Genomic DNA, 21,022 nt, shown 5'->3' with positions numbered 1-21,022 from the left:
CCGGTTCAACTGCTACGGGCGGGCCCCAAGGCCCGCCCGCACCTTGTCGGGACATTCCTCATGACCACAGCCATCCTGGCCTTTGAACGCGATTTCGCGCAGCAGCGCAGGCGCGCGCGCCTGACTTTTGCCGCCGTGACGCTGGTGCTGGTCGTGCTGTTCCTACTGACCGCCGAGGCCTCGAACTTCTTCAAGGTCACCCAGGTGACACAGGCCGATGGCACTCGCGCCGAACGCTGGGTCATCGGCGCCGGCCTGCCGCGCCTTGGCGAATACCTGTCCAAGACCATCCCCGACCTGAACTGGTCTACCCTGCCCGGCGATATCGCAGTCTGGTTCGGACGCTGGCAGATCTGGGCCACTCTGCTGCTGGAAACCGTGCTGATCGCCTTCATGGCCACGGTGTTCGGCGTGGTGGGCGGGTTTGCCTTGTCCTTCCCTGCCGCGCGCAACCTTTCCCCGAGCGGCTGGGTGCTCTGGCTGTCGCGCCGCGTATTGGAAATTGCGCGGACCGTGCCGGATCTGGTCTGGGCGCTGATCTTCGTGTTCTGCTTCGGCGTCGGGCCGCTGGCGGGGGTTCTGGCCATCGGGCTGCACACGATGGGCGCACTTGGCAAGCTCTACTCCGAGGCGAATGAGAATATTGACATGCGGCCGCTGGACGGGGTCAAGGCCTCTGGCGGGTCCTGGTTCGACCAGATGCGCTATGGCGCGGTGCCGCAGGTGCTGCCCAATATCCTCAGCTACACGCTGCTGCGCTTCGAGATCAACGTCCGCTCGTCCTCGATCATCGGCTATGTCGGCGCGGGCGGGCTGGGGCGCGAGTTCCGCACCGCCATGTCCTATCAGGAATATACCAACCTCTCGGCGCTGTTCATCATTATCCTGGTGACGGTGATCGTGATCGACCGCACCTCGGAAGCCCTGCGCCATCGCGTCATCGGGCTGGGAGCCACCGCATGACAACCGAACCGATTTCCGCCGCCGAGATCGCGCGGGCCCGCGCCGAACACCCGCTGGCCTTTCGCGCGCCGCTGCCGGTGCGCCTGCGCCGCGCCGCGCTCTGGACCGGTTTTTCGCTGCTGATCGCCTGGTGCCTCTATGACTTCGGCTTCTCCCCGATCCGCATCTGGGAAGGTCTTGGTCGGCTTGGCCGGGTGCTGTCCTTCATGTTCCCGCCCCATGTCTGGACCGAATGGCGCGAGTTCTCTGAAATCCTGAAAGGGCTTGGCGAAACCCTGTCGATGGCCTTCCTCGGCACGCTTCTGGGCGCGGTCTTCGCCTTCCCGCTGTCCTTCCTCGGGGCCAAGACCATCAACCGCCTGCCGGTCCTGCGCTTCGGTGTGCGGCGCGGCTTCGACGTCATCCGCTCTTTCGAGACGCTGATCCTGGCGCTGATCTTCATCCGCGCCTTCGGCCTTGGCCCGCTGGCCGGAGTGCTGGCCATCGCGGTGGGCGAGATCGGCGTGCTGGCAAAGCTTTATGCCGAAGCCATCGAGAACGCCTCGAACAAGCCGGTGGACGGGGTGGTCGCCTCGGGCGGCAGCCGCCTGCAGTCCATCCGCTTCGCGGTGCTGCCGCAGGTGCTGCCGGTGCTGCTGTCCGTCACGCTCTACAACTTCGAATCCAACGTCCGTTCGGGCACCATCCTCGGCATCGTTGGGGCAGGGGGCATCGGCTTCCTGCTGGCCGACCGCATCGGCGCCTATCGCTGGGACGAGGCCTGGTCGATCATCTTCCTGATCATCGCCATGGTCTACCTGATCGACTGGCTCTCGGGCCTGATCCGCGCCCGCTTCATCGGAACATGGGAGGGCGCACGGTGACCGGCTACGCCGTCGAAATCAATGTGGCGGGCAATGAGGGGCCGATCCTTGCGCCTGCCGGCCTGTCATCACCCGCATCGGCCAGCACGGGCTGCACCATAACCGGCGGATCGGTGCGCCGTCTGACCGAGGCGACGACCGGGCAAGAGGTGCTGCTTGTGACGCCAGAGGCCGCCGAGGTGGCCTTCTGCTATGGCTTCTCCGGCCAGCCCGCCGCCTATCCCGAAGCGATCTTCCATCCCGCCCCCTCGCGCTTCACCCGCGCGGCCGAGGCGTTGGTCGATGAGGCGCGGCAGCTTGCGGGGCAGGGCGATGCGCTGGACCGGGCGATCCGGCTGGCGCGCGGCGTGGCCGAGAAATTCACCTATGCCCATCCCGAGGCAAGGTTCAACGACGGGTTCGATCACGTCCCGCATCTGGGCTGCGGGCTGACCGAAGGCTCTTGCGTCGACATCCACACCTATCTGCTCGCCAGCTTCCGGGCCGCCGGGATCGAGGCGGGCTATGTCGTGGGGATCTATTTCCGTGAGGACGGCACCAGCGCGGGCGGGCATTGCTGGGTGGTCACCCGGATCGGTGGGGCGGCGCAGGAATGGGACATCTCGCATTTCCTGCGGATCGGCCGGCGTGATGTTGGTCCGGCGCTGAACCCGAGGGGCGGCTTTCGCGTGCCGGTCGGCCATTCCATGGGCCTTTCGCTGCCCGAACTCGGGGTGGCAGAGCTGAAGCTTCTGTCCGAGCCGGTGGTGATGCGGGACGGCCTGCCCGAACGCTTTGCCCAAAAGCGCATCCGCCACCTCTTGCCCGCCCTGTAACCCGGACCCACCCCATGAAGATGCTGACTGAAGCGCCCACTGTCCACGAAACCGCCAGCGTGGTCGATTGCGAGCTGGGAAAGTGGACCGAGATCCAAGCCCATGTCTCGATGCGCGAGTCCTCGTTTAGCGATTACTCCTACATCGTGAAGGGCGGCAATGTGGTCTGGTCGACCATCGGCAAGTTCTGCTCCATCGCTGAAGGCGCGCGGATCAACCCCGGCAATCATGCGACGTGGCGCGCCAGCCAGCACCATTTCACCTATCGCGCCGCGCAATACGGGCTCGGCGAGGATGATGCGGCGTTTTTCCAGTGGCGGCGCGATCACTGGGTCACCATCGGGCATGATGTGTGGATCGGGCATGGCGTGACCGTGCTGGCGGGGGTGAGCATCGGCACCGGCGCGGTGATCGGTGCGGGGGCGGTGGTCTCCAAGGATGTGGCGCCCTACACCATCGTCGGCGGCGTTCCCGCCCGGCAGATCAAGCGTCGCTTCCCGGAAGCGCAGGCCGAAGCCCTGCTGGGGATCGCCTGGTGGGATTGGCCGCATGACCGGTTGCGCAGCGTGTTGCCAGACATCCGCGCCCTGCCTATCGACGCGTTCATCGAGAAGTACCGCAGTTGATGGGCGGCGCCGGGCGCTCGCCGGTGCCATCATGTGAGCGGGAGGCTAGGGGGGGCGTGCCGACCCGGCTGTGTGGTCGCCCGCACCCACCGCCAACCGCCCCCTCAGCCGGCTTCCGTATCTGCCAAGGCGTGATCCTTCAGGTCCAGCACATCCTCGTCGCTTTGTTCCCAGTTCTGCCGTTCCGCGTCCGTGGCGCGCGGCGAGAACAGGCCGGTGATGGCATAGAAGATACCGATCAGCGGCGCCGTCCAGCAGGCAAAGGCGAGCGGAATGTAGAGCAGGTTCTGAAGCTCCCCCTCCATGATCCCGAGGCCGAGGGCCGAGATGACGAAGGCCCCGCCGGCATTCCACGGGATCAGCGGGCTCATCAGCGTGCCGCCCTCTTCCACCGCGCGGCTGAGGTTCAGCGTCGAATAGCCCATGCCGCGGTACAGCGGCGCATACATCCGCCCAGGCAGCGCGATGGAGATATAGGGGTCGCCCGCCACCATGTTGGTGGCAAAGGCCGTGCCGATGGCCGAGCTTTGCACGGCGGCGAAGCTTTTCACGCGGCCGATGATCGCCTGGATGATGGCTTCAAGGCAGCCCGTCCGCTCCAGCGCGCCGCCAAAGCCCAAGGCGATCAGCATCAGCGAAATGGTCCACATCATCGACTGGATGCCGCCCGCATTCAGCAGGCTGTCGATATCGGGCACGCCCGTCTCGATGGCGTAGCCCGATTGCGCATAGGCGAAGACGTCATGGAGCCCCTCGCCTTGCAGGAAGATCGCGATGAGCGCGCCCGCCAGCACGCCCGCGAATAGCGAGGGCAGCGGCGGCTTGCGCATCAGCGCAAGGACGATGACGATTATCGCAGGCAACAGCGGCACCCAGCCAAGCACGAACTGTTGGTCGAGGCGGTCGGTGATCACCTCGATGGCGCCAAACACGGTTTCGTTCGGTTCGATCAGCGCATAGCCCGCGATCAGATAGATCGTCAGCGCGATCAGCATGGCCGGGATCGTTGTCGGCAGCATGTTCTTGATGTGGTCGAAGACCGTGACACCCGTCACCGCAGGCGCAAGGTTGGTGGTGTCCGACAGCGGCGAGATCTTGTCGCCGAAGAACGCCCCCGACACGACCGCGCCTGCCGTCCAGTAGGGTGGGATGCCAAAGCCCGCCCCGATTCCCATCAGCGCGAGGCCGATGGTGCCGATTGTTCCCCAGCTTGTGCCAAGCGACAACGAGACGACCGCGCAGAGGATCATCGCCGCCGCGAGGAAGATCGAGGGGTTCAGCAGGACCAGCCCGTAGTAGATCAAGGTCGGCACCGTGCCGGAGGCGATCCAGACGCCGATGATCATTCCTACCACGATCAGCACCGCCAGCGATGGCATCGAGACGTGGATGACGTGAAAGATGCCCTCGCGGATATCCATCCAGGTCATGCCGCGCAACACGCCGAGCAGGCTGGTGATGGCGAGGCCGCAGATCAGCGGGATATGGGGCGTAAAGTCGCCGTAGTAGAACAGCTGCAGCGCCAGAAGGCCGAGGGTGAGGACCACGGGAAGCAGTGCCAGCGGCAGCGAGGGCAGGCTGCGGGGGCCGGTCTCTTCGGATAATTCCATTGCCATCATGTGCCCCGTTTTTTTTGCTAATATGAGCAGAACCCCGGGGTGACAGGGTGGTTCCCCAGAGGGACCGTTGCGCCTTCAGGTCAGGGGGGCGCCTCTCTGCCCTGCTGTCGGTGGCAGCGGGACGTAGGCAGCGGCGAAGCAGGGTCCCCTACATTGCTTATGCCGGTTCATCTGACGGTAAGGATTTACCATGAAAATTCCATCAGTCTTCCTCGGGTGTGTCCGGGGGCAGTTGTCATGGCCCGACATCGGCGGACGGGGCTGGAAGGCTTTTGAACATGAAATCGACGACAGCCATGAGGCCCAGTTTGCAACGCACCGTCACACAGATCGCAACCTCGCTAGAACGCTGGTCCAGCGGATCGGTTTCTATCCCCAGCCGCGAATGGGTTGCCCTCTCTGGACTGGACCGGAGCAATGACATCAAGGACCTTGATGACTTGTTCTGGATTTGCGCGCCGGACCACATCTCTCTGTCGCGCTGTGCCAAAACTGACCCGATGTCATTCGACATCATAGATTCCGGCACGCTGCGGAACTCGTTTTATCCCGAGCTCTTCATGCGGCACAGCAATCTTGTCCGGACGGGGATCATCTTTCGTGTGATCGGGCGCTGGACAGTGCAGGTATCCTTTGCCGCGCAGGGCTGCGCCGTTGCGCAGATCACCGAGGTCACCCTGGCCCCGCCCGCGGGGCACGGAACTGGCATCCCGTATGAGGTTACCGTCGAGGTCCCATTGACCAAGGGGTTGCCTGACGGTGCCCGCTTGTTCTGGCGCGCCCGCGCCGACGAAGATCAGGCGCGCCTCCTCGAGGCAAACTGGAGCGCGCGGGCCCCATTCCGCACCGAAGGGCGGCTGCTCGTCGTGTTGCGCACCTTCGGCCGTACGCAAGATATCGTCGACATGCTTGAAAGCTTTCAGGAAGAGGCCGACCGGACAGATGCGCCGCGCTACCGGCATCTGCTGTGCAATACCTTTTTCCTGATCCTCGATACCAGCGTGGGCGTGTCGGCCGAAAGCTACAAGCAGCTCTCCGAATTGCGGGACATCCGCTATCACGTTTTTTCCGGTGCCAATCTGGGTGGCGGCGGCAACATGAGCCAGGTCATGCGCATGATGGTGCAGGCCTGCGAAAGCGCCGGCGTGAAGCCGGATGATCTGTTGCTGCTCGACGATGACCTGAGCATCTCGATCGAGACGCTCTATCGGCACTGGGCCTCAACACTCTTTCGCAGCGACGATACCGTGTTCACGGTGCCGGTCTTCATGAAGTCGGAACCTCGGAAGATGTGGGAAGACGGGGCGTTCTGGGGGCGTTTCCTGGGTGCCGCACCGCAGGGCCTGCGCACGCACCTCGCGCCGCGCCTTCTGCGCCACAACCTGACCTTCCGGGAAGCGGAGCACCTCGACACGATGGCGGTGCGGAACTACCCGGAATACTGCACCTTCATCTTCTTCGGCCTGTCTTGGCGCCTTTTTGAGAAACTCGGCTACCCCCTTGCGATCTTCCTGCGCGGGGATGACATCGAATACAGCCTTCGGGTACGGAAGATGGCCGGGGCGCACATCATGTCCAACCCGAATCTTGCGGCGTGGCACGAGCCGGCGCACTCCTATGGTCAAGAATACATGTCAATCGCGCATGGTATGCTGATCAACATGGCTTACGGGCAGGAAACGCCGGATGCGCTGTTGCGCTTCTTTCACGCGCAGGCGCTTCGCCACCTTAGTCTTCACGACGTCGCGGGACTGATGCTCTACCGAGAAATCCTTCGGGACTTTCTTTCAAAGAGCGCCTTTCTCGAAAACGGTTTTGCGCGCCACTACGTGGATCGGCTGAAGCTCTTCAAACTTTTCGATGCGGAATTCGAAAGCATTCCGGGCGAAGTTATCGATAGCCTTCGGCACGCGCATTCCGGCGGTGGTGCCCAGCTTGCGGAACACCCCTTCCTTTATATGGGAGTGGAGCCGCGCGAGGATATCGGAACCGTTCTGCTCTTCAATCAGCATGCGCGGACCCACCGCGTGTATCGCTATGACGATGTCGCTGTCATGGAGGCTGCCGCGCAAATGGCGGCAGAAATTTTCTCGCTGATCGCCGAGTTTGGCCAGGATTTTTCGAAACTCCGGGCGCATTACCTCGCGAAGATCGAGGCCTGCCGGAGTGCGGCCTTCTGGGATGTTGAGCTGTCTCGGCACGACTCGCCGGCGACGCTTGGGCAATCGGATATGGCGGCGTAGAGGTCGCGAGAAATGACACAGACATTCAGGTCCATGACTGAACGTGACGACACAAAAATTTCTGCAGTAGTACGGCGGGACTCGCGCTACGTCGCAATTCATGAGGTTTGTCAGTTGCCAGGGGGGCACCGGGCAGACGGGATTGCACTTGGCTTTGGCAAAGACGGCCTGCGCGTTCTCGACGGCATTGTGGATCAGTCATGCGTCGCCGCCGTTGAGGCCAAGGACGTGCAGCCGTGGATGAGTGGTATCAGATGGGATCTTGTTCAGGCGGCGGGCGGCAACTGGTGCCTGCTGAACCAAGGGCTGCGCGCCGCCGCTCTGACCCGGATGGGTGATGCGGTGGGGCTTGGTCATCTTGGCCTCGGCTGGCCAAGCCCAGAGCAGAGCTGGCGCATGTTCCGCCGAGAGGACGGCAGTGCCTGTATGTTGCGCAATCAGGCGGGCGGATGGCTGTCCCTCGCCGAAGACGGCCCAGTGATGCTGGTGCGCCGATTTGATACGCCGGATGACAGCCTGCTCTGGAGCGTTCTTGATGCTGCGCCGATGCTTCACAACTCATCCACCGCTGGCAGCGAAGCGTTGTGACCACCGGCGCGGAATTGGAGGCGCATGATGAAGCTCTACATTTATACTATTCCAAAATCCGGAACCTACCTTCTCGCGGCTTTCATGGAAAACATGGGTTTCGACAATACCGGGTATCACGTCAGTCAAGATGACTATCTGGATACCAAGAGGTTCACTTTCGAAGAGAACGCGAGGACTCCGAGCATCACCAGCGTTGAGCAATATTTCATCACTCGGCTGCGTAGCTTGCACGATAACCAGATGGCTTTCGGACATGTTCCTGTGCCGATCCTGTCATGGGCGCTTCCGGACTACCGGTTCATCTGCGTCTACCGGCACCCCAGGAAAACGCTTCTGTCCGAGTTCATAGATTTTCGTTTCCGCCGCATTGACGTCGATTTTGTGTCTCGTGAGGTCATCCAAGACGACAGGGAAGCTTTCCTACGGTACCTGAACGAGCATGGCCCTATCCACATGACAGTATTCTCTGACATGCTTGCTGCAGCCACGCTCTTCAATAACCCCCTGTTTCGTCAGTATCCTTCCGACCGCGTAATTTTCATCAATTTCGATGGCTTTTTGCACAATTCCGGTCCCGCACACGCGATTGCGCAGCATTACGGGTTGGACACACGTCGCGTTGACGATGCTTGGCAAGACGCTCTGGCCACGGAAACGAAGACAAACGCGACAACGCTGAACCTCGACCGCGACGCATTTTGGACGGCCGAGGCCGTCGCTGCGGCTGACCGTCTTGATCTCGAAGCCTATGTCACCAGCGCTCGGTCTGCTGGCCTTAATGTGTAAAGGGCATTGATGCCTGAAGTCGATCGGCCGGACGAACGACCGGTGGAAGCGGCGCTGAATTTCACAATCCGCCCGGTCTTGCCGCCTTGCGAAGGCTGAGAGTGCCGAATGGTGGACATCGTGGAGCGATATGGGCGCGTCGGATGAAGCGGCTTGGACTTATAAGATACGCTGCCGCTCTGCTTGCAGGCGGCTGCACGATCCGAGGGCTGAAGGCTGAATGCCGTGCCAAGGGTTGGCTCGCAGCCGGGGACGGACATGGGAAAGGACTTCGCGCCGCCGCCGGATACTCCGGATAATCCCTTGAAACCTTGGAGGCGGGTACCGGAATCGAACCGGTCTTCACGGATTTGCAATCCGGTGCGTAACCTCTCCGCCAACCCGCCGCCGGAGGTGTGCCGCATCTATACCATGCCCGCGGGCCGTGCAAGCGCCTCGCGTGCTGCCAAGGCTCGCGTGCTGCCAAGGGTTGTGCCAGCCGCGCCACGCCTCGTCATCAGTGCGTGCGACGTGCTGCAAGCGCCGTTGCCGCGCCTGCGGTTCTGTGGCAAGACGAGCGCAGGAAATTCAGACCGAAGAGTTCACTCATGGCTGACTACGCACAGCGCCGCACGATGATGGTCGATACGCAGGTCCGGCCGAACGATGTGACCAAATTCCCGATCATTGAGGCAATGCTGGCCATTCCGCGCGAAAGCTTTGTCCCGGCCGCCCTGCGCGAGGCCGCCTATATGGGCGAAAACCTCACCATCGGCCCGCGCCGGGTGGTGCTCGAGGCGCGGACGCTGGCAAAATTGCTCGATGCGCTCAACATTCAACCGACGGAGCTGGTGCTCGATATCGGCTGCGGTCTGGGCTATTCGGCGGCGGTGATCGCGCGGCTGGCCGAGGCGGTCGTCGCCGTCGAAGAGGATGAGAGCCTGGCAGCCGAGGCGCAGGCCGTGCTGTCCGAGGCGGGCGCCGATAATGCTGCGGTGATCGCCGGGCCGCTGGTGGCAGGCGCTGCCAAGCACGGGCCCTATGACGTGATCACCATCGAAGGCGCCGTGGAAGTGGTGCCCGAGGCGATTCTGGCGCAGTTGAAAGAAGGTGGCCGCATCGGCTGCATCTTCATGGAAGGTGCCCTTGGCGTGGCGCGCGTTGGCCATAAAACCGATGGTGCGGTGACCTGGCGCTTTGCCTTCAACGCATCGGCCCCGGTTCTTCCCGGGTTCGAAAAAGGCCGCGGCTTTATTCTGTAAGGCGGCGTTAAGGCGGAGTACCGCATCTGGAGCGACGGAAACCCGCGCCTGGTGCGTGACAGACGCGGGGCGCAAGACGCAAAGCGCAAGCCTCGCCATTCGGCGAACCGGGACTCGGGCAGAACAGGACGGCAGCAATGGCATACCAGGCGAAACGGACGGGATGGCGCGCAGGGCTTCTTGCGATGGGGTTGGCTCTGGCAACGGCGGCCCCGGCCTCGGCCGAGACGCTTGCCGATGCGCTGGTCTCTGCCTATCGGGAATCAAACCTTCTGGAGCAAAACCGCGCCGTGCTGCGCGCGACGGATGAAGATGTGGCCGGCGCCATTGCGGCGCTGCGGCCGGTCTTGGCCTTCGTCGCCGACTCGGGCTATGCCCGCACCGTGCAGACCAGCGGCTATACGGCGTCGATTGGCCTCAGCGCCTCGCTCACGTTGTTTGACAGCGGCCGCTCGCAACTGGGGGTGCTGATCGCCCAGGAAACCGTGCTCGCCAGCCGGGAAGCGCTGGTGCAGGTCGAGCAAGGTGTGCTGCTGGATGCGGTCAGCGCCTATTTCGACGTGCGCTCGGCCCTTGAGAACGTGGCGATCAACGAAAACTCCGTTCGCGTGATCGGCGAGGAGCTGCGCGCGGCTGAAGACCGCTTCGAGGTTGGCGAGGTGACGCGCACCGATGTGGCCTTGGCCGAGGCACAGCTCGCCTCTGCCCGTGCCAGCGCCGCCGCGGCCTCGGGCGACCTCAGCGTCGCGCGTGAGGCCTACAAGGCGGCGACCGGCCACTATCCGGCCACGCTGGCTGCGGCGCCCCGCGCCCCGGCCCTGCCTGCCACGCTGGACGAGGCCAAGGCCATCGCCCTGCGCACCCACCCCTCGCTGCGCGAGGCGCAGCGGCAGGTGACGGTGTCGGAACTGCAGGTGCGTCTGGCCGCAGCGCAACGTGGGCCCAGCGTCGATGCCTCGGTCCAGGCGGGCCGCAATGACAACGGGCAGGACACCATGTCCGCCGGGGTCAGCCTGTCACAGCCAATCTATTCGGGCGGTTCGCTGTCGTCGCTGCACCGCCAGGCCATCGCCAGCCGCGATGCCTCGCGCGCCGCACTGCTGCAGTCCGGCGTCACCATCGGGCAATCGGTGGGTGAGGCTTGGTCCAACATTGCCGTCGCCCGCGCCCAGATCAGCGCCACCGACGAGCAGATCCGTGCCGCGACCGCCGCCTATGATGGGGTGCGCGAAGAGGCGAACCTCGGGGCTCGCACCACGCTGGATGTGCTGGATGCCGAGCAGGATCTGCTGGATGCCCGCGCCACCCGGATCGATGCCGAGGCCAATCTGCAAGTATCGATTTATTCGCTTTTGGCCTCTATGGGTCTGTTGACTGCAGAGCATCTGAACCTCGGGATCCCGACCTATGACCCCGCCGCGTATTACGAGGCTGTCAAGAATGCACCGCTTACCAGCCCGCAGGGCAAAAGCCTTGACCGCGTGCTGCGCGCCCTCGGCAAAGAGTGATCGGCGCGCCGCGCGCCTGCGCGGCCTCTTGTCCCGGCCAAGGTTGTCTTGCAGCGCGGTCGGGGCTACCCTTGGTCCATCGCAGAAGGGGGCATGATGTCTGACCCGATGACCAAGGTCGAAATCGAGGACGTGCTGTCCTCCATACGCAGGCTGGTGTCCGAGGATCTGACCATCCCGCAGGGTGTCGTGGCCACGCGGGATGCGTCCCGTCCCGCCGTGGCACATCCCCGCCCGATGTTGAGTGCCGCGCCTGCGCCGCAACCCGAACAGCCCGAGATGGCGGGGCCTTCGGCAGAGGCTGAGGAGGATGCGCTGGACGCCTCCTTAGTGGCGGAACTCCCGCCGCAGCAGCCCGGTAAAACTGAAGAACAACCCCTAGAGGCCGGCGTGTCGGACATCCAGCTTGAGGCTGATGCGGCTGCACAGCCTGATCCGCTTGTGCTCACCCCGGCCCTGCGCGTGGCCCGGCCCGACTCGGCCAGCCTGCGTGCGAGCCTTGAGGAGACCATCGCGGAACTCGAGGCGGCGATCTCGGGCTCTGGTGGCGACTGGGAGCCGGACGGCAGCGAGATGCCGCAGGTCTCGGACGAGTTCGAGGATTTCGCCGACGACCTTGCCGCGGCAATTTCACGGCCACTGGATGAAGACGAAATGACCGAGGGTGCCCCGGTTGCACAGAGGGGCGCCGCAGTGGATGACCTTGCCGAAGGGGATGCCGAACCTCAGGATGCAGAGCCCCCGCGCGTTGAGCGCCAGGACGTAGAACCCGAAACCGACATCGCCGAAACCGCCGCCGAGGGTTCCGTCCGGCTCGTCTCCGACACTGGCGATGCACGGCCCGAAGGGCTGTGGAGCCAGTATCCCGAAACGATGGAATGGGCCGCCCCGGGCGATATGACCGAGGATGACCCTGAAGGCCAGGTTGTAGACGGGGTAGAAGAACCGCGGGGCGAGGGGCTGGAGCTTGCGCCTGAAGAGCCCGAGGACCTGCCGGGCGAGGCCGATGCAGAGCCGAATGCCTATGCCGACCCTGAACCCGAGTTGGCAGACCGCTTCTGGGCGGCTGAGGCCGAGGATATGGCCAGCCCAGAGACGGTCTTGCACGTGGATGAGGCCGACGCCCCCAAAGCGGAGGCCCCGGACTGGCAGGACGATCCCGTGCCGGACAACCAGCCCCGCCGTCTGCACCTGGCGGGCGGGCTTGGCTGGGGCGCTACGCCGCCGATCTCGGCCGCGGGGCGCGGCTGGCTGCGCGGCGAGCCGGAAGAGACGGACCTGCTGGAGGCCGAGGAAGATGACGAGGACGGCCTCTTCGACGATGTCGAGGAGACGGTTCTGGACGAGGCGGCGCTGCGCGCACTGGTGTCCGAGATCATCCGGCAGGAATTGCAGGGCACGCTCGGAGAGCGCATCACCCGCAGCGTCCGCAAGCTCGTACGCCGCGAGATCCAGCGGGCCCTGGCCTCGCGCGACTTCGAGTAGCCCGTGGCCCGTCCGGGCGAAGGCCTGCCTCACATCACACATGTAAAAACAAGACGCGCCCCCGGTGGAGCGCGTCTTGTAAGCCTTGTCGGCAGCGAAGTCGCCTGATCAGGCGGCTTCGGCTTCTTCCAGCGCGTGACGGCGCTCGCTCTCCTCGCGCGACAGCGCGACCGAGGTGCGGACACCCTTCGACACGAATTCCATCAGGCCCTTGACCACCCGCTCGTTCGGGTCGATCCCGGCACAGGACAGCACTTCGCGCCCGTCACGGGACCGCGCCCAGCGGGCGATCTGTTCCGGCCCGTTGCCGTATTTCTTGTCATCGGCAATCGCATCATCAAGGGCGGCGAGGACGACGGCGGCGAAGAGTTTGCGCGCGCGCTGGCCTTGCTCGTAGTTGAATGCGGTGCCGTCAACGAAATCGCGCATTTTGTGTGGTCCTTTTTTATTGCTCTTGCGTCTGTTGGCGTGCGGCCGAATATGTCTAATCCCGAGTGATTCGGGGGACCCTATTTCGTATGGCAGTCATGCATGTGTTGCATGGCTTAGGGCCCCGCGTCACCAGCTTTCGGTCGCTTGCCACAGGGCAGCCGCCCAGATATAGGTGCGGGCGATACGCCATCAACCAGTCCACAAGGCTTTAAGTTCCATGCCCAAGATCAACGGCAACGAAATCCGCCCAGGTATCACCGTGGAGCATGACGGCGGCCTTTGGGCTGCGGTCAAGGTCAGCCATGTGAAGCCGGGCAAGGGCGGGGCCTTCGCCCAGGTCGAGCTGAAGAACCTGCGCGACGGGCGCAAGCTGAACGAGCGCTTCCGGTCTGAAGACAAGGTCGAACAGGTGCGGCTGGAGACGAAAGACCAGCAATTCCTGTATGAAACCGATGGAATGCTGGTGTTCATGGACAGCGAGACCTTTGAGCAGACCGAGCTTCCGGCCGACCTGCTGGGTGACCGCCGGCCCTTCCTGCAGGACGGGATGACCGCCTCGGTCGAGTATTACGGCGAGGAAGCCCTGTCGGTGCAGCTGCCGCAGAAGGTGATCTGCAAGGTGGTGGAAACCGAGCCGGTGCAGAAGGGCCAGACCTCTGCGAACAGCTTCAAGCCCGCGATCCTCGACAATGGTGTGCGGATCATGGTGCCGCCCTTCGTGGGGCAGGACGAGGATATCGTCGTGCATACCGAACTGATGGAATATTCCGAGCGCGCCTGACTTCAGGTGCCCGAACGAGACCGAGGCCGCGCCGAAGGGTGCGGCCTTTTGCGATTATGGGGGCAGGGGTTAACGGGTCAAGGCGGTTCGTGACCGGCGCGCGCGTTGCAAAACCGCCTGTGGACTGTGCAAAGCGGTTAACGCAGCGGCGCGGTGTGTTGACGCAGCGTGCGGTGGGGTGGGGCTGGAGAGGCTCTGGGGTGGGATACAGAAGGCATACAGAAGCCATATGTATGGCGTATGTAAAGGGAATTTGTCGGGAATTGCAGCCTCCCCCAGCAGCGTGCGCCCGCGCACAGACCACCCGCAGGGCGGAGCCGATCCCGGCCCGCCCGAATCCATTGATCTTTGCGCGGCTGCCGCCTATCTGAGCCTTGCCGGAAAATTCAGGTCGGTTGGTTATTCCGGCCCTCGCGCAAGCGGGAATTAGTCGAATGTTTTCGAACCCGCGGCATCACCCTGACAAGGGGGGATGCTGCATGACCGCCAAGGTTGGCGGCTGCGCCCCCCTATAGACACGCGGAGCGCAAGATGAAGAACAAGACACATATGATCCTCGCCCAGGTTTTCATGACGGCCATGATGGCCTTCAGCATGAGCGGGATCTTCACCGGCCTGCATATGGGGCTGACCACACTTTGGCTGGCCGAATGGGCGCGGACCTTCGTGATGGCCTGGCCGCTGGCCTTCCTGCTGTCGACGGTGATCGCGCCGATCGGCATCAAGGCCTCGGGCGCGCTGCTGGCGCGGTTGCAGCCGATGGCGTGAGGCGGCCTATTCGGCAGGCGGGAGGGTGACGCGGGCATCCCCCGCCAGCATCTCGCCCTGCGCCCGGTCGAAGCGCAGGAAGGCGATGCCCTTGCCGCCCGACTGGGTGTAGAGCGTCCCCGCCGGTTTGCCATCCGCCAGAAGCTCGGTCCCCACCGGGGCGCTGCCCTCTACCAGAACGGTGCGGAAGCCCTTGCGCAGCTCGGTCTTGTGCTTCATCCGCGCGGTGACCTCTTGCCCGACATAGCAGCCCTTGCGGAAATCGACGCCGTTCAGCCGCTCGAACCCGGCCTCGAGGATATAGGTGTCATCCGGGATCAGCTCCACGCCGGTTTCGGGGATGCAGGCGGCGACGCGGATCGCGTCCCAGTCGATGGGATCGGCCGTGGCCGGGCCCTCGGCGGCGGTGTAGAGCCGCCAGCCGAGATTGGCGTCGCGCGGGTCGGGGACCGCGGCGACCGGGGCGGGGCCGAGGCCGCGCCAGACATGGATCTCGGTCGGGGTGATCTGCACATCGGCGCGCAGCCGGTACATCGACAGGCGGCGCGTGAAGGCCTCGGCGATGGTCCCCTTGATGTCGAGCAGGATGGCGTCGGGTTCCGGGATCAGCAGGAAATCGGCCAGGTACTTGCCCTGCGCCGTCAGGAAGGCGGCATAGACCGGGCCAGCGGCCAGTTTGCGCAGGTCATTGCTGACCAGCCCTTGCAGGAAGCTTTCACGGTCGGCGCCGGTGATGCGGAACACCCGCCGGTCGGGGGCGCGTTCGCCAGAGGCTGCTTGGGTCGCCAGGGCTGCTTCGGTCATCTGCCGCTCTCCCGTTCTGTCTGCGGATCATATAAGCACCTCGCTCAAGGGAAACCACCAGCGAGGGGGCCAGATGCGCGCGCCGATTTCCATCGTGATCCCGACGCTGAATGCGGCGGCAGAGCTGGGGCCGTGCCTTGCGGCGCTGACCGAGGGGTTGCAGGCCGGGCTGATCCGCGAGTTGATCGTGAGTGATGGCGGGTCTGGCGATGGCACGCTGGCGCTGGCCGAGGCGGCGGGGGCGGTGGTGGTGAGCGGTGCGCCGGGCCGCGGGGCGCAGGTGGCGCGCGGGGTGGCGGCGGCGGGCGGGGCCTGGCTGCTGATCCTGCATGCCGATACGCGGCTGGCGCCGGGGTGGAGTGCCGCGGTGTCGGCGCATCTGGCCGGACCGTCTGCAGGCGATCTGGGGCGGGCAGGCTGGTTCCGGCTGCGCTTTCGCGGCGGCGGGGTGCCCGGGCGGATCGTGGCGGGTTGGGCGAACCTGCGTGCTCGGCTCGGGCTGCCGTATGGCGATCAGGGGTTGCTGGTTCCGGCGGCTCTGCTGGCGCGCGTGGGCGGCTATCCGGCGCTGCCGTTGATGGAGGATGTGGCAGTGGCTCGTTTGCTCAGGGGGCAGATGGCGCCGCTGGCTTCAGTCGCGGAAACCTCCGCGGCGCGGTATCTGGCGGAGGGTTGGCTGCGGCGGGGGGCGCGGAACCTGTGGCTGCTGGCGCGCTATCTGGCGGGGGCCGATCCGGCGCGGCTGGCGCGGGAGTATGGCGTTAAGCGAGGAAGGCCCTGATCGCGGCTTCGAACTCGCGCGGCTTTTCGGCGTGCAGCCAATGGCCGGCGCCGGGGATCTTGGCCTGTTTGGCGTTCGGGAAGAGGTGTTTGATGATCTCGCGGTGCTCGGGCTGGATATAGTCGGAATTGGCCCCGGCGAGGAACAGGGTGGGGCCGTCGAACTGGCCTTCCGTGCCGGGCCAGCCGGTGATGCGGTCCATCTCATCCTTCAGCAGCGACAGGTTCAGCTTCCAGCGCGGGGGCGAGGCCTTCAGGTCCAGCGATTGCAGCAGGAAGGCGCGGGTGCCGTCATCTGGGATGGCGGCAGCGAGCTGGTCATCGGCCTCGCCGCGGCTGGTGAGCCCGGCCAGCGGCAGGGCCTGCAGCGCCTCCACCAGATGCGACTGGCTGTGGCCATAGGCGACGGGGGCGATGTCGGCGACGATCAGGCGGCGGAGGAGGGCGGGTTCGGTCAGCGCCAGTTGCATCGCCGCCTTGCCGCCCATCGAATGGCCCAGAACGTCGGCGCGGCCGCCATGCGCTCGGATCACGGTGGCAAGGTCATGGGCGAGGTCTTCGTAGCCATGCGCCTCGGTCCAGGGGCTGTCGCCATGGTTGCGCATGTCGACGGCGATCACTTGCCGGTCATCCGACAGGCGGCGGGCGATGACGCCCCAGTTGCGGGCAGAGCCGAAGAGGCCGTGCACGATGAGGAGGGGCGGCTGCGCCGTCGGGGCGCCGTGGAGGATGGTGGTCAGCATGGGGCCTTGATAACGCGGGCGGGCGGGGATTTCCAGCGGGACAAGGCTGCGCTAGGGTCGGTGCCGGCGGGCAGAGGGATAGTGATGGGCAGCGTGAGCGTGCAGCAGATGGCGGACCGGGTGGCGGCGCTGATGGAAGAGCGGCTGCGGATGCGCGGGGCCGGGCTGGCGGAGAAGCTGCGCCGCGGCGGGCGGGCGCTGCCGCGGCGGATCAGGGCCGAGGCGGAGCTGCTGGCGGCGGCGGCGGAGAAGGCGCAGGTGCCGAAACTGCTGGTGCAGATGGATCATGCGCGGGTGGCGGCGGCCTATGACGCCTGCGTGCGCTATCTGCACCCGCTGGGGCGCACGGCGCGGGTGCGGGGCTATGTGCTCGACCTTGCCGCCGCCTCGGGCTTTGCGCTGGTGGTGACGGCGGCGCTGGTGGTGGGTGTGCTGGTCTGGCGGGGGTTTTTGTAGGGATGAGGGCCATTTTAGCCTCAATACTGCTCCTCACTGGCTCGGCCGCGGTCGGAGAAAATTCGGGCACGATAGTTCAGCTGGGTTCGAGGCTGTTCGATGTTCGCATGGCGGCTTCTGAGCTTCGCCGAGACGATGATTTCATACCCGTTTCTGATATCGACTGGCTACGGCCTGCTTTGGAGGCTGACCCGATCTTTGACGGTGTGGTGTTTCATATCCGCTCGACTTCCGTCCCCGCCAGTCGCTCCTGGAACGAGCCAGGCTCCGAAGGTAATGTCAGCAGGGCCTACGATGGAAGCAAGTTTTATAACTTCGAGGGATTTGATGCGTGGCTGCTTGCGCCGGAGTCTGCACGAATTTTCTACCTAGTGCCGGACCGCCCAGCGGAATTTTCTGCAACGTGTGGCCTGACATCTTCGGGGGACAAGGTGGCGTTATGTGTCCTATACGCATCATACCCGATGGATCCGCACATACTTTTACAGGCCCGCATCTACTTTCCTCGCCCGATGGAACGTCGTGTGCAGGAATTTGATATTCTGGCAAAGGAAATGCGCACCATAGCGGCTTGTCTGGATGTGACGGACGGTAGCCGACCTTCGGGGCCCTGTCCCTCGCGCTGACAAAGGTCGGGGCATAGTCGGCGGGACGACCAGACCTGGACCGAGGCGCACCCTTGGCAATAGTCCTGAGGTTGCCCTGTGACGATCACATGGTCGTTCTGTTAGCGATTGGCACGACGCGGGACCGAAAGGGCCGCGCGGCACCTTTGTCCCGCATTCCTGCCCTCTGCCAACAAGCAGCGCCTCGCAAAATCCGGCCGCTCATGTCGGGCGGAAAAAGGCGAGGCACTGCCTCGCCCCCGCCCGTGCGGGACATCTCCCCCAGAGCCGCTGGCAGCATGAGACCGACTGAGGACAGCGCCCGACCTGGCGGGCGAGAAGCGCCCGCCGAGGGCGGGGCGGGCGCTGGCCGGGCCCTTTGGGGGCCCGTCCGGTGCGAAATGCGAGGTCGCATCGTGGCGAAGGCGATGGCCTTCGCCAAGGCAGGCGCGCGGTCAGGGGCTCAAGTCAGCCTGACCTGCGGCCCCGCACCGGGAAGAGGGAGCGGCGGCAGGTGCCCCCGCGCCGCGCCCCCCCGCCCTTACAGCGTCGGGTACAGCGGGAACCGCGCGCAGAGCGCCTGCACTTCCGCGGCGACTTTCGCCTCCACCTCGGCATTCCCAGCCTCACCGTTCGCCGCCAGCCCGTCCACAACCTCGACGATCCAGTCGGCGATCTGGCGGAACTCGGTCTCGCCGAAGCCGCGGGTGGTCCCCGCAGGGGTGCCGAGGCGGATGCCGCTGGTCACGAAGGGCTTTTCCGGGTCAAACGGCACGCCGTTCTTGTTGCAGGTGATGTGGGCGCGGCCGAGGGCAGCCTCGGTCGCCTTGCCGGTCACGCCCTTGGGGCGCAGGTCGGCCAGCATCAGGTGGTTGTCGGTGCCGCCCGACACGATATTGACCCCGCCCTTCATCAGCTGATCGGCCATCGCCTGGGCGTTCTTCACCACCTGCGCGGCATAGGCCTTGAACTCGGGCCGCAGCGCCTCGCCAAACGCCACCGCCTTGGCGGCGATCACATGCATCAGCGGGCCGCCCTGCAGGCCGGGGAAGACCGCGGAGTTGATCTTCTTGGCGATGTCGGCATCGTTGGTCAGGATCATGCCGCCGCGCGGGCCGCGCAGCGATTTGTGGGTGGTGGTGGTGACCACATGCGCGTGGGGCAGCGGCGAGGCATGGGCGCCGCCGGCGACGAGGCCGGCGATATGGGCCATGTCCACCATAAGGTAGGCCCCGACCTCATCCGCGATGGCGCGGAAGGCGGCCCAGTCCCAGCTGCGGCTATAGGCGGTGCCGCCGGCGATGATCAGCTTGGGCTTGCTGGCCAGCGCACTCTCGCGCACCGCGTCCATGTCCAGCATCTCGTCCTGCTTGCGCACGCCGTAGGAGACGACGTTGAACCACTTGCCCGACATGTTGACCGGCGAGCCATGGGTGAGGTGGCCGCCCGAGTTCAGGTCCAGCCCCATGAAGGTGTCGCCGGGTTGCAGCAGCGCCAGGAACACGGCCTGGTTCATCTGGCTGCCGGAATTGGGCTGCACGTTGGCGTATTCGCAGCCAAACAGCTGCTTGGCGCGCTCGATGGCCAGCGTCTCGGCGATGTCGACATACTGGCAGCCGCCATAGTAGCGCTTGCCCGGATAGCCCTCGGCATATTTGTTGGTCATCACCGAGCCTTGGGCCTGCATGACCGCAAGGCTGACGATGTTCTCGGACGCGATCAGCTCGATCTCGTCGCGCTGGCGGCCAAGCTCCTGGGTGATGGAGCCGAAGATCTCGGGGTCGCGGGAGGCAAGGTCTTCGGTAAAGAAGCCGGCATCACGTTGCGGGGCATTCATTGGGGCATTCATGGGGGGGCGTCTCCTGATGCAATGCGCAATTGCGCTGTGTCTTAGCCCGAAACCTGCCGCCCCGGAAGCCAAGAATGCGACGCAAAGGGCCGCAGGGGCGGCGGGTTGGCGCAAGAGGCGGCCCAAGCGTCCCGGGGCGCGGCCTTGCGTTTCCGATGCGCGCGGGTGAAGACTTTCGGAAACGCCGCAGCGGACAGCCGGGGCGGGGGGAAGGATCAGCATGGACAGGCCGCAGCGCATCGCCTTTGCCGCGTCGGACAGCGAGGCCGCGCAGCAGGCGCTGGCCCGGATGGTGGGCCTCTACGGCCAGCGCGCGCTGGAGGAGGCCGAGGTGATCGTGGCGCTGGGCGGCGACGGGTTCATGCTGCAGACGCTGCACGCGACGCAGGACATGGCGGCGCCGGTTTACGGGATGAACTGCGGCACCATCGGTTTCCTGATGAACGAATATGATGTCGAGGATCTGCCGGAGCGGCTGGCCGCGGCCGAGCAGGAAGTGATCAACCCGCTGTCGATGCGTGCCGGGGATGCTGCCGGGCAGGTGCATCAGGCGCTGGCGATCAACGAGGTGGCGCTGCTGCGTGCCGGCCCGCAGGCGGCCAAGCTGCGGGTCAGCGTCGATGGCAAGATGCGGATGGAAGAGCTGGTCTGCGATGGCGCGCTGCTGTCCACGCCCGCCGGGTCCACCGCCTACAACTATTCGGCGCATGGACCGATCCTGCCCATTGGCTCGGACGTGCTGGCGCTGACGGCGATGGCGGCGTTCCGGCCGCGGCGCTGGCGCGGGGCTATCTTGCCCAAATCGGCGGTGGTGCGGTTTGATGTGCTGGAGACGGCGAAGCGCCCGGTGATGGCCGATGCCGACAGCCGCCATTCGGTGCGGGACGTGCTGTGGGTCGAGATCCGGTCGGAACCGAAGGTGCGCCACAAGATCCTGTTCGACCCGGGGCATGGGCTGGAAGAGCGGTTGACGCGCGAGCAGTTCGTGTAAGGCCGCGGCAAAACGTCGGGTACGCCCTGCCAAGGGTTGAACCTTGCAGCGGAAGCCTTCAGCCTGTGCGCGC

General features: G+C 65.0%; 20 protein-coding genes and 1 tRNA gene. 15 read left to right on the top strand and 6 right to left on the bottom strand.

The features are described 5' to 3' along the window. The first annotated feature begins 60 nt into the window (after nucleotides 1-60). Genes phnE (Q8S30_RS00280) through Q8S30_RS00265 form a run of 4 tightly spaced genes read left to right on the top strand, consistent with a single transcriptional unit; the run spans nucleotide 61 to nucleotide 3,267 of the window. Nucleotides 61-963: a phosphonate ABC transporter, permease protein PhnE gene (gene phnE / locus Q8S30_RS00280; RefSeq protein WP_305664046.1), complete on the top strand. Its 903-nt coding sequence runs from the start codon at nucleotides 61-63 to the stop codon at nucleotides 961-963. Further along, on the top strand, nucleotides 960-1,826 hold the full coding sequence (gene phnE, locus Q8S30_RS00275) for a phosphonate ABC transporter, permease protein PhnE (RefSeq protein WP_305664045.1): 867 nt from the start codon (nucleotides 960-962) through the stop codon (nucleotides 1,824-1,826). The genes phnE (Q8S30_RS00280) and phnE (Q8S30_RS00275) overlap by 4 nt, the downstream gene beginning before the upstream one ends. Further along, nucleotides 1,823-2,641 carry a transglutaminase-like domain-containing protein gene (locus tag Q8S30_RS00270; protein ID WP_305664044.1) on the top strand — a complete coding sequence of 273 codons (819 nt, stop codon included), beginning with the start codon at nucleotides 1,823-1,825 and terminating at the stop codon, nucleotides 2,639-2,641. The genes phnE (Q8S30_RS00275) and Q8S30_RS00270 overlap by 4 nt, the downstream gene beginning before the upstream one ends. Before the next feature lie 14 nt (nucleotides 2,642-2,655). Next, on the top strand, nucleotides 2,656-3,267 hold the full coding sequence (locus Q8S30_RS00265; RefSeq protein ID WP_305664043.1) for a DapH/DapD/GlmU-related protein: 612 nt from the start codon (nucleotides 2,656-2,658) through the stop codon (nucleotides 3,265-3,267). A gap of 104 nt (nucleotides 3,268-3,371) precedes the next feature. On the opposite strand, the gene nhaC is transcribed toward Q8S30_RS00265, so the two are convergent. Then, nucleotides 3,372-4,877, bottom strand: coding sequence for a Na+/H+ antiporter NhaC (gene nhaC, locus Q8S30_RS00260; RefSeq protein WP_305664042.1), 1,506 nt, complete (start codon nucleotides 4,875-4,877; stop codon nucleotides 3,372-3,374). 287 nt (nucleotides 4,878-5,164) lie between these two features. Between nhaC and Q8S30_RS00255 the strand changes: the two genes are divergently transcribed. The 3 genes from Q8S30_RS00255 to Q8S30_RS00245 are packed head-to-tail and all read left to right on the top strand — an operon-like array spanning nucleotide 5,165 to nucleotide 8,506. Next, nucleotides 5,165-7,129, top strand: a complete 1,965-nt coding sequence (locus Q8S30_RS00255) for a glycosyltransferase family 2 protein (protein ID WP_305664041.1) — start codon at nucleotides 5,165-5,167, stop codon at nucleotides 7,127-7,129. 33 nt (nucleotides 7,130-7,162) lie between these two features. Continuing rightward, complete coding sequence (locus Q8S30_RS00250; RefSeq protein WP_305664040.1) at nucleotides 7,163-7,717, top strand: hypothetical protein; 555 nt, start codon at nucleotides 7,163-7,165, stop codon at nucleotides 7,715-7,717. A 27-nt stretch (nucleotides 7,718-7,744) separates the two neighbouring features. Continuing rightward, complete coding sequence (locus Q8S30_RS00245) at nucleotides 7,745-8,506, top strand: sulfotransferase domain-containing protein (RefSeq protein WP_305664039.1); 762 nt, start codon at nucleotides 7,745-7,747, stop codon at nucleotides 8,504-8,506. Between the two features lie 312 nt (nucleotides 8,507-8,818). Here Q8S30_RS00245 and Q8S30_RS00240 read toward each other — a convergent pair. Then, a tRNA-Cys gene (locus Q8S30_RS00240) sits at nucleotides 8,819-8,892 on the bottom strand. Between the two features lie 201 nt (nucleotides 8,893-9,093). On the opposite strand from Q8S30_RS00240, the gene Q8S30_RS00235 reads away from it, so the two are divergent. From Q8S30_RS00235 to Q8S30_RS00225, 3 genes are all read left to right on the top strand, one after another. Then, nucleotides 9,094-9,747: a protein-L-isoaspartate O-methyltransferase gene (locus tag Q8S30_RS00235; protein WP_305664038.1), complete on the top strand. Its 654-nt coding sequence runs from the start codon at nucleotides 9,094-9,096 to the stop codon at nucleotides 9,745-9,747. Nucleotides 9,748-9,884: 137 nt separating this feature from the next. Beyond that, complete coding sequence (locus Q8S30_RS00230; protein WP_305664037.1) at nucleotides 9,885-11,255, top strand: TolC family outer membrane protein; 1,371 nt, start codon at nucleotides 9,885-9,887, stop codon at nucleotides 11,253-11,255. A 96-nt stretch (nucleotides 11,256-11,351) separates the two neighbouring features. Continuing rightward, nucleotides 11,352-12,740, top strand: a complete 1,389-nt coding sequence (locus Q8S30_RS00225; protein WP_305664036.1) for a hypothetical protein — start codon at nucleotides 11,352-11,354, stop codon at nucleotides 12,738-12,740. Between the two features lie 108 nt (nucleotides 12,741-12,848). On the opposite strand, the gene Q8S30_RS00220 is transcribed toward Q8S30_RS00225, so the two are convergent. Continuing rightward, nucleotides 12,849-13,169 (bottom strand): DUF6280 family protein, encoded by a 321-nt coding sequence (locus Q8S30_RS00220; RefSeq protein WP_066815303.1) that lies wholly within the window; start codon nucleotides 13,167-13,169, stop codon nucleotides 12,849-12,851. A gap of 220 nt (nucleotides 13,170-13,389) precedes the next feature. Here Q8S30_RS00220 and efp point away from each other — a divergent pair, with 220 nt between their 5' ends. Both efp and Q8S30_RS00210 read left to right on the top strand, forming a co-directional pair. Beyond that, the gene (efp, locus tag Q8S30_RS00215; protein WP_305664035.1) at nucleotides 13,390-13,953 is read left to right on the top strand and encodes an elongation factor P; all 564 of its coding nucleotides are present in this window, start codon (nucleotides 13,390-13,392) and stop codon (nucleotides 13,951-13,953) included. Nucleotides 13,954-14,484: 531 nt separating this feature from the next. Then, a complete protein-coding gene (locus tag Q8S30_RS00210) occupies nucleotides 14,485-14,721 on the top strand; it encodes a DUF2798 domain-containing protein (protein WP_305664034.1) in 237 nt (78 codons plus the stop codon). Nucleotides 14,722-14,727: 6 nt separating this feature from the next. Here Q8S30_RS00210 and Q8S30_RS00205 read toward each other — a convergent pair whose 3' ends face one another. After that, a complete protein-coding gene (locus Q8S30_RS00205) occupies nucleotides 14,728-15,525 on the bottom strand; it encodes a folate-binding protein YgfZ (protein ID WP_305664033.1) in 798 nt (265 codons plus the stop codon). Nucleotides 15,526-15,598: 73 nt separating this feature from the next. Between Q8S30_RS00205 and Q8S30_RS00200 the strand changes: the two genes are divergently transcribed. Continuing rightward, on the top strand, nucleotides 15,599-16,306 hold the full coding sequence (locus Q8S30_RS00200; protein ID WP_305664032.1) for a glycosyltransferase: 708 nt from the start codon (nucleotides 15,599-15,601) through the stop codon (nucleotides 16,304-16,306). Here the strand turns inward: Q8S30_RS00200 and Q8S30_RS00195 are convergent. Continuing rightward, nucleotides 16,287-17,048 carry an alpha/beta fold hydrolase gene (locus tag Q8S30_RS00195; RefSeq protein WP_305664031.1) on the bottom strand — a complete coding sequence of 254 codons (762 nt, stop codon included), beginning with the start codon at nucleotides 17,046-17,048 and terminating at the stop codon, nucleotides 16,287-16,289. The genes Q8S30_RS00200 and Q8S30_RS00195 overlap by 20 nt on opposite strands. Before the next feature lie 84 nt (nucleotides 17,049-17,132). Here Q8S30_RS00195 and Q8S30_RS00190 point away from each other — a divergent pair, with 84 nt between their 5' ends. Next, nucleotides 17,133-17,504, top strand: a complete 372-nt coding sequence (locus tag Q8S30_RS00190; protein ID WP_305664030.1) for a hypothetical protein — start codon at nucleotides 17,133-17,135, stop codon at nucleotides 17,502-17,504. A gap of 1,146 nt (nucleotides 17,505-18,650) precedes the next feature. Here the strand turns inward: Q8S30_RS00190 and glyA are convergent. Beyond that, on the bottom strand, nucleotides 18,651-19,946 hold the full coding sequence (gene glyA / locus Q8S30_RS00185; protein WP_305664029.1) for a serine hydroxymethyltransferase: 1,296 nt from the start codon (nucleotides 19,944-19,946) through the stop codon (nucleotides 18,651-18,653). Between the two features lie 232 nt (nucleotides 19,947-20,178). Here glyA and Q8S30_RS00180 point away from each other — a divergent pair, with 232 nt between their 5' ends. Continuing rightward, a complete protein-coding gene (locus Q8S30_RS00180; protein WP_305664028.1) occupies nucleotides 20,179-20,949 on the top strand; it encodes an NAD kinase in 771 nt (256 codons plus the stop codon). The last annotated feature ends 73 nt before the right edge of the window (nucleotides 20,950-21,022 follow it).

The sequence above is a fragment of the Frigidibacter sp. genome, assembly GCF_030695035.1.
GTDB lineage: Bacteria > Pseudomonadota > Alphaproteobacteria > Rhodobacterales > Rhodobacteraceae > Frigidibacter.
The sequence above is the reverse complement of the archived record's forward strand: the minus strand, read 5'-3'. Positions and strand labels throughout refer to the sequence as shown.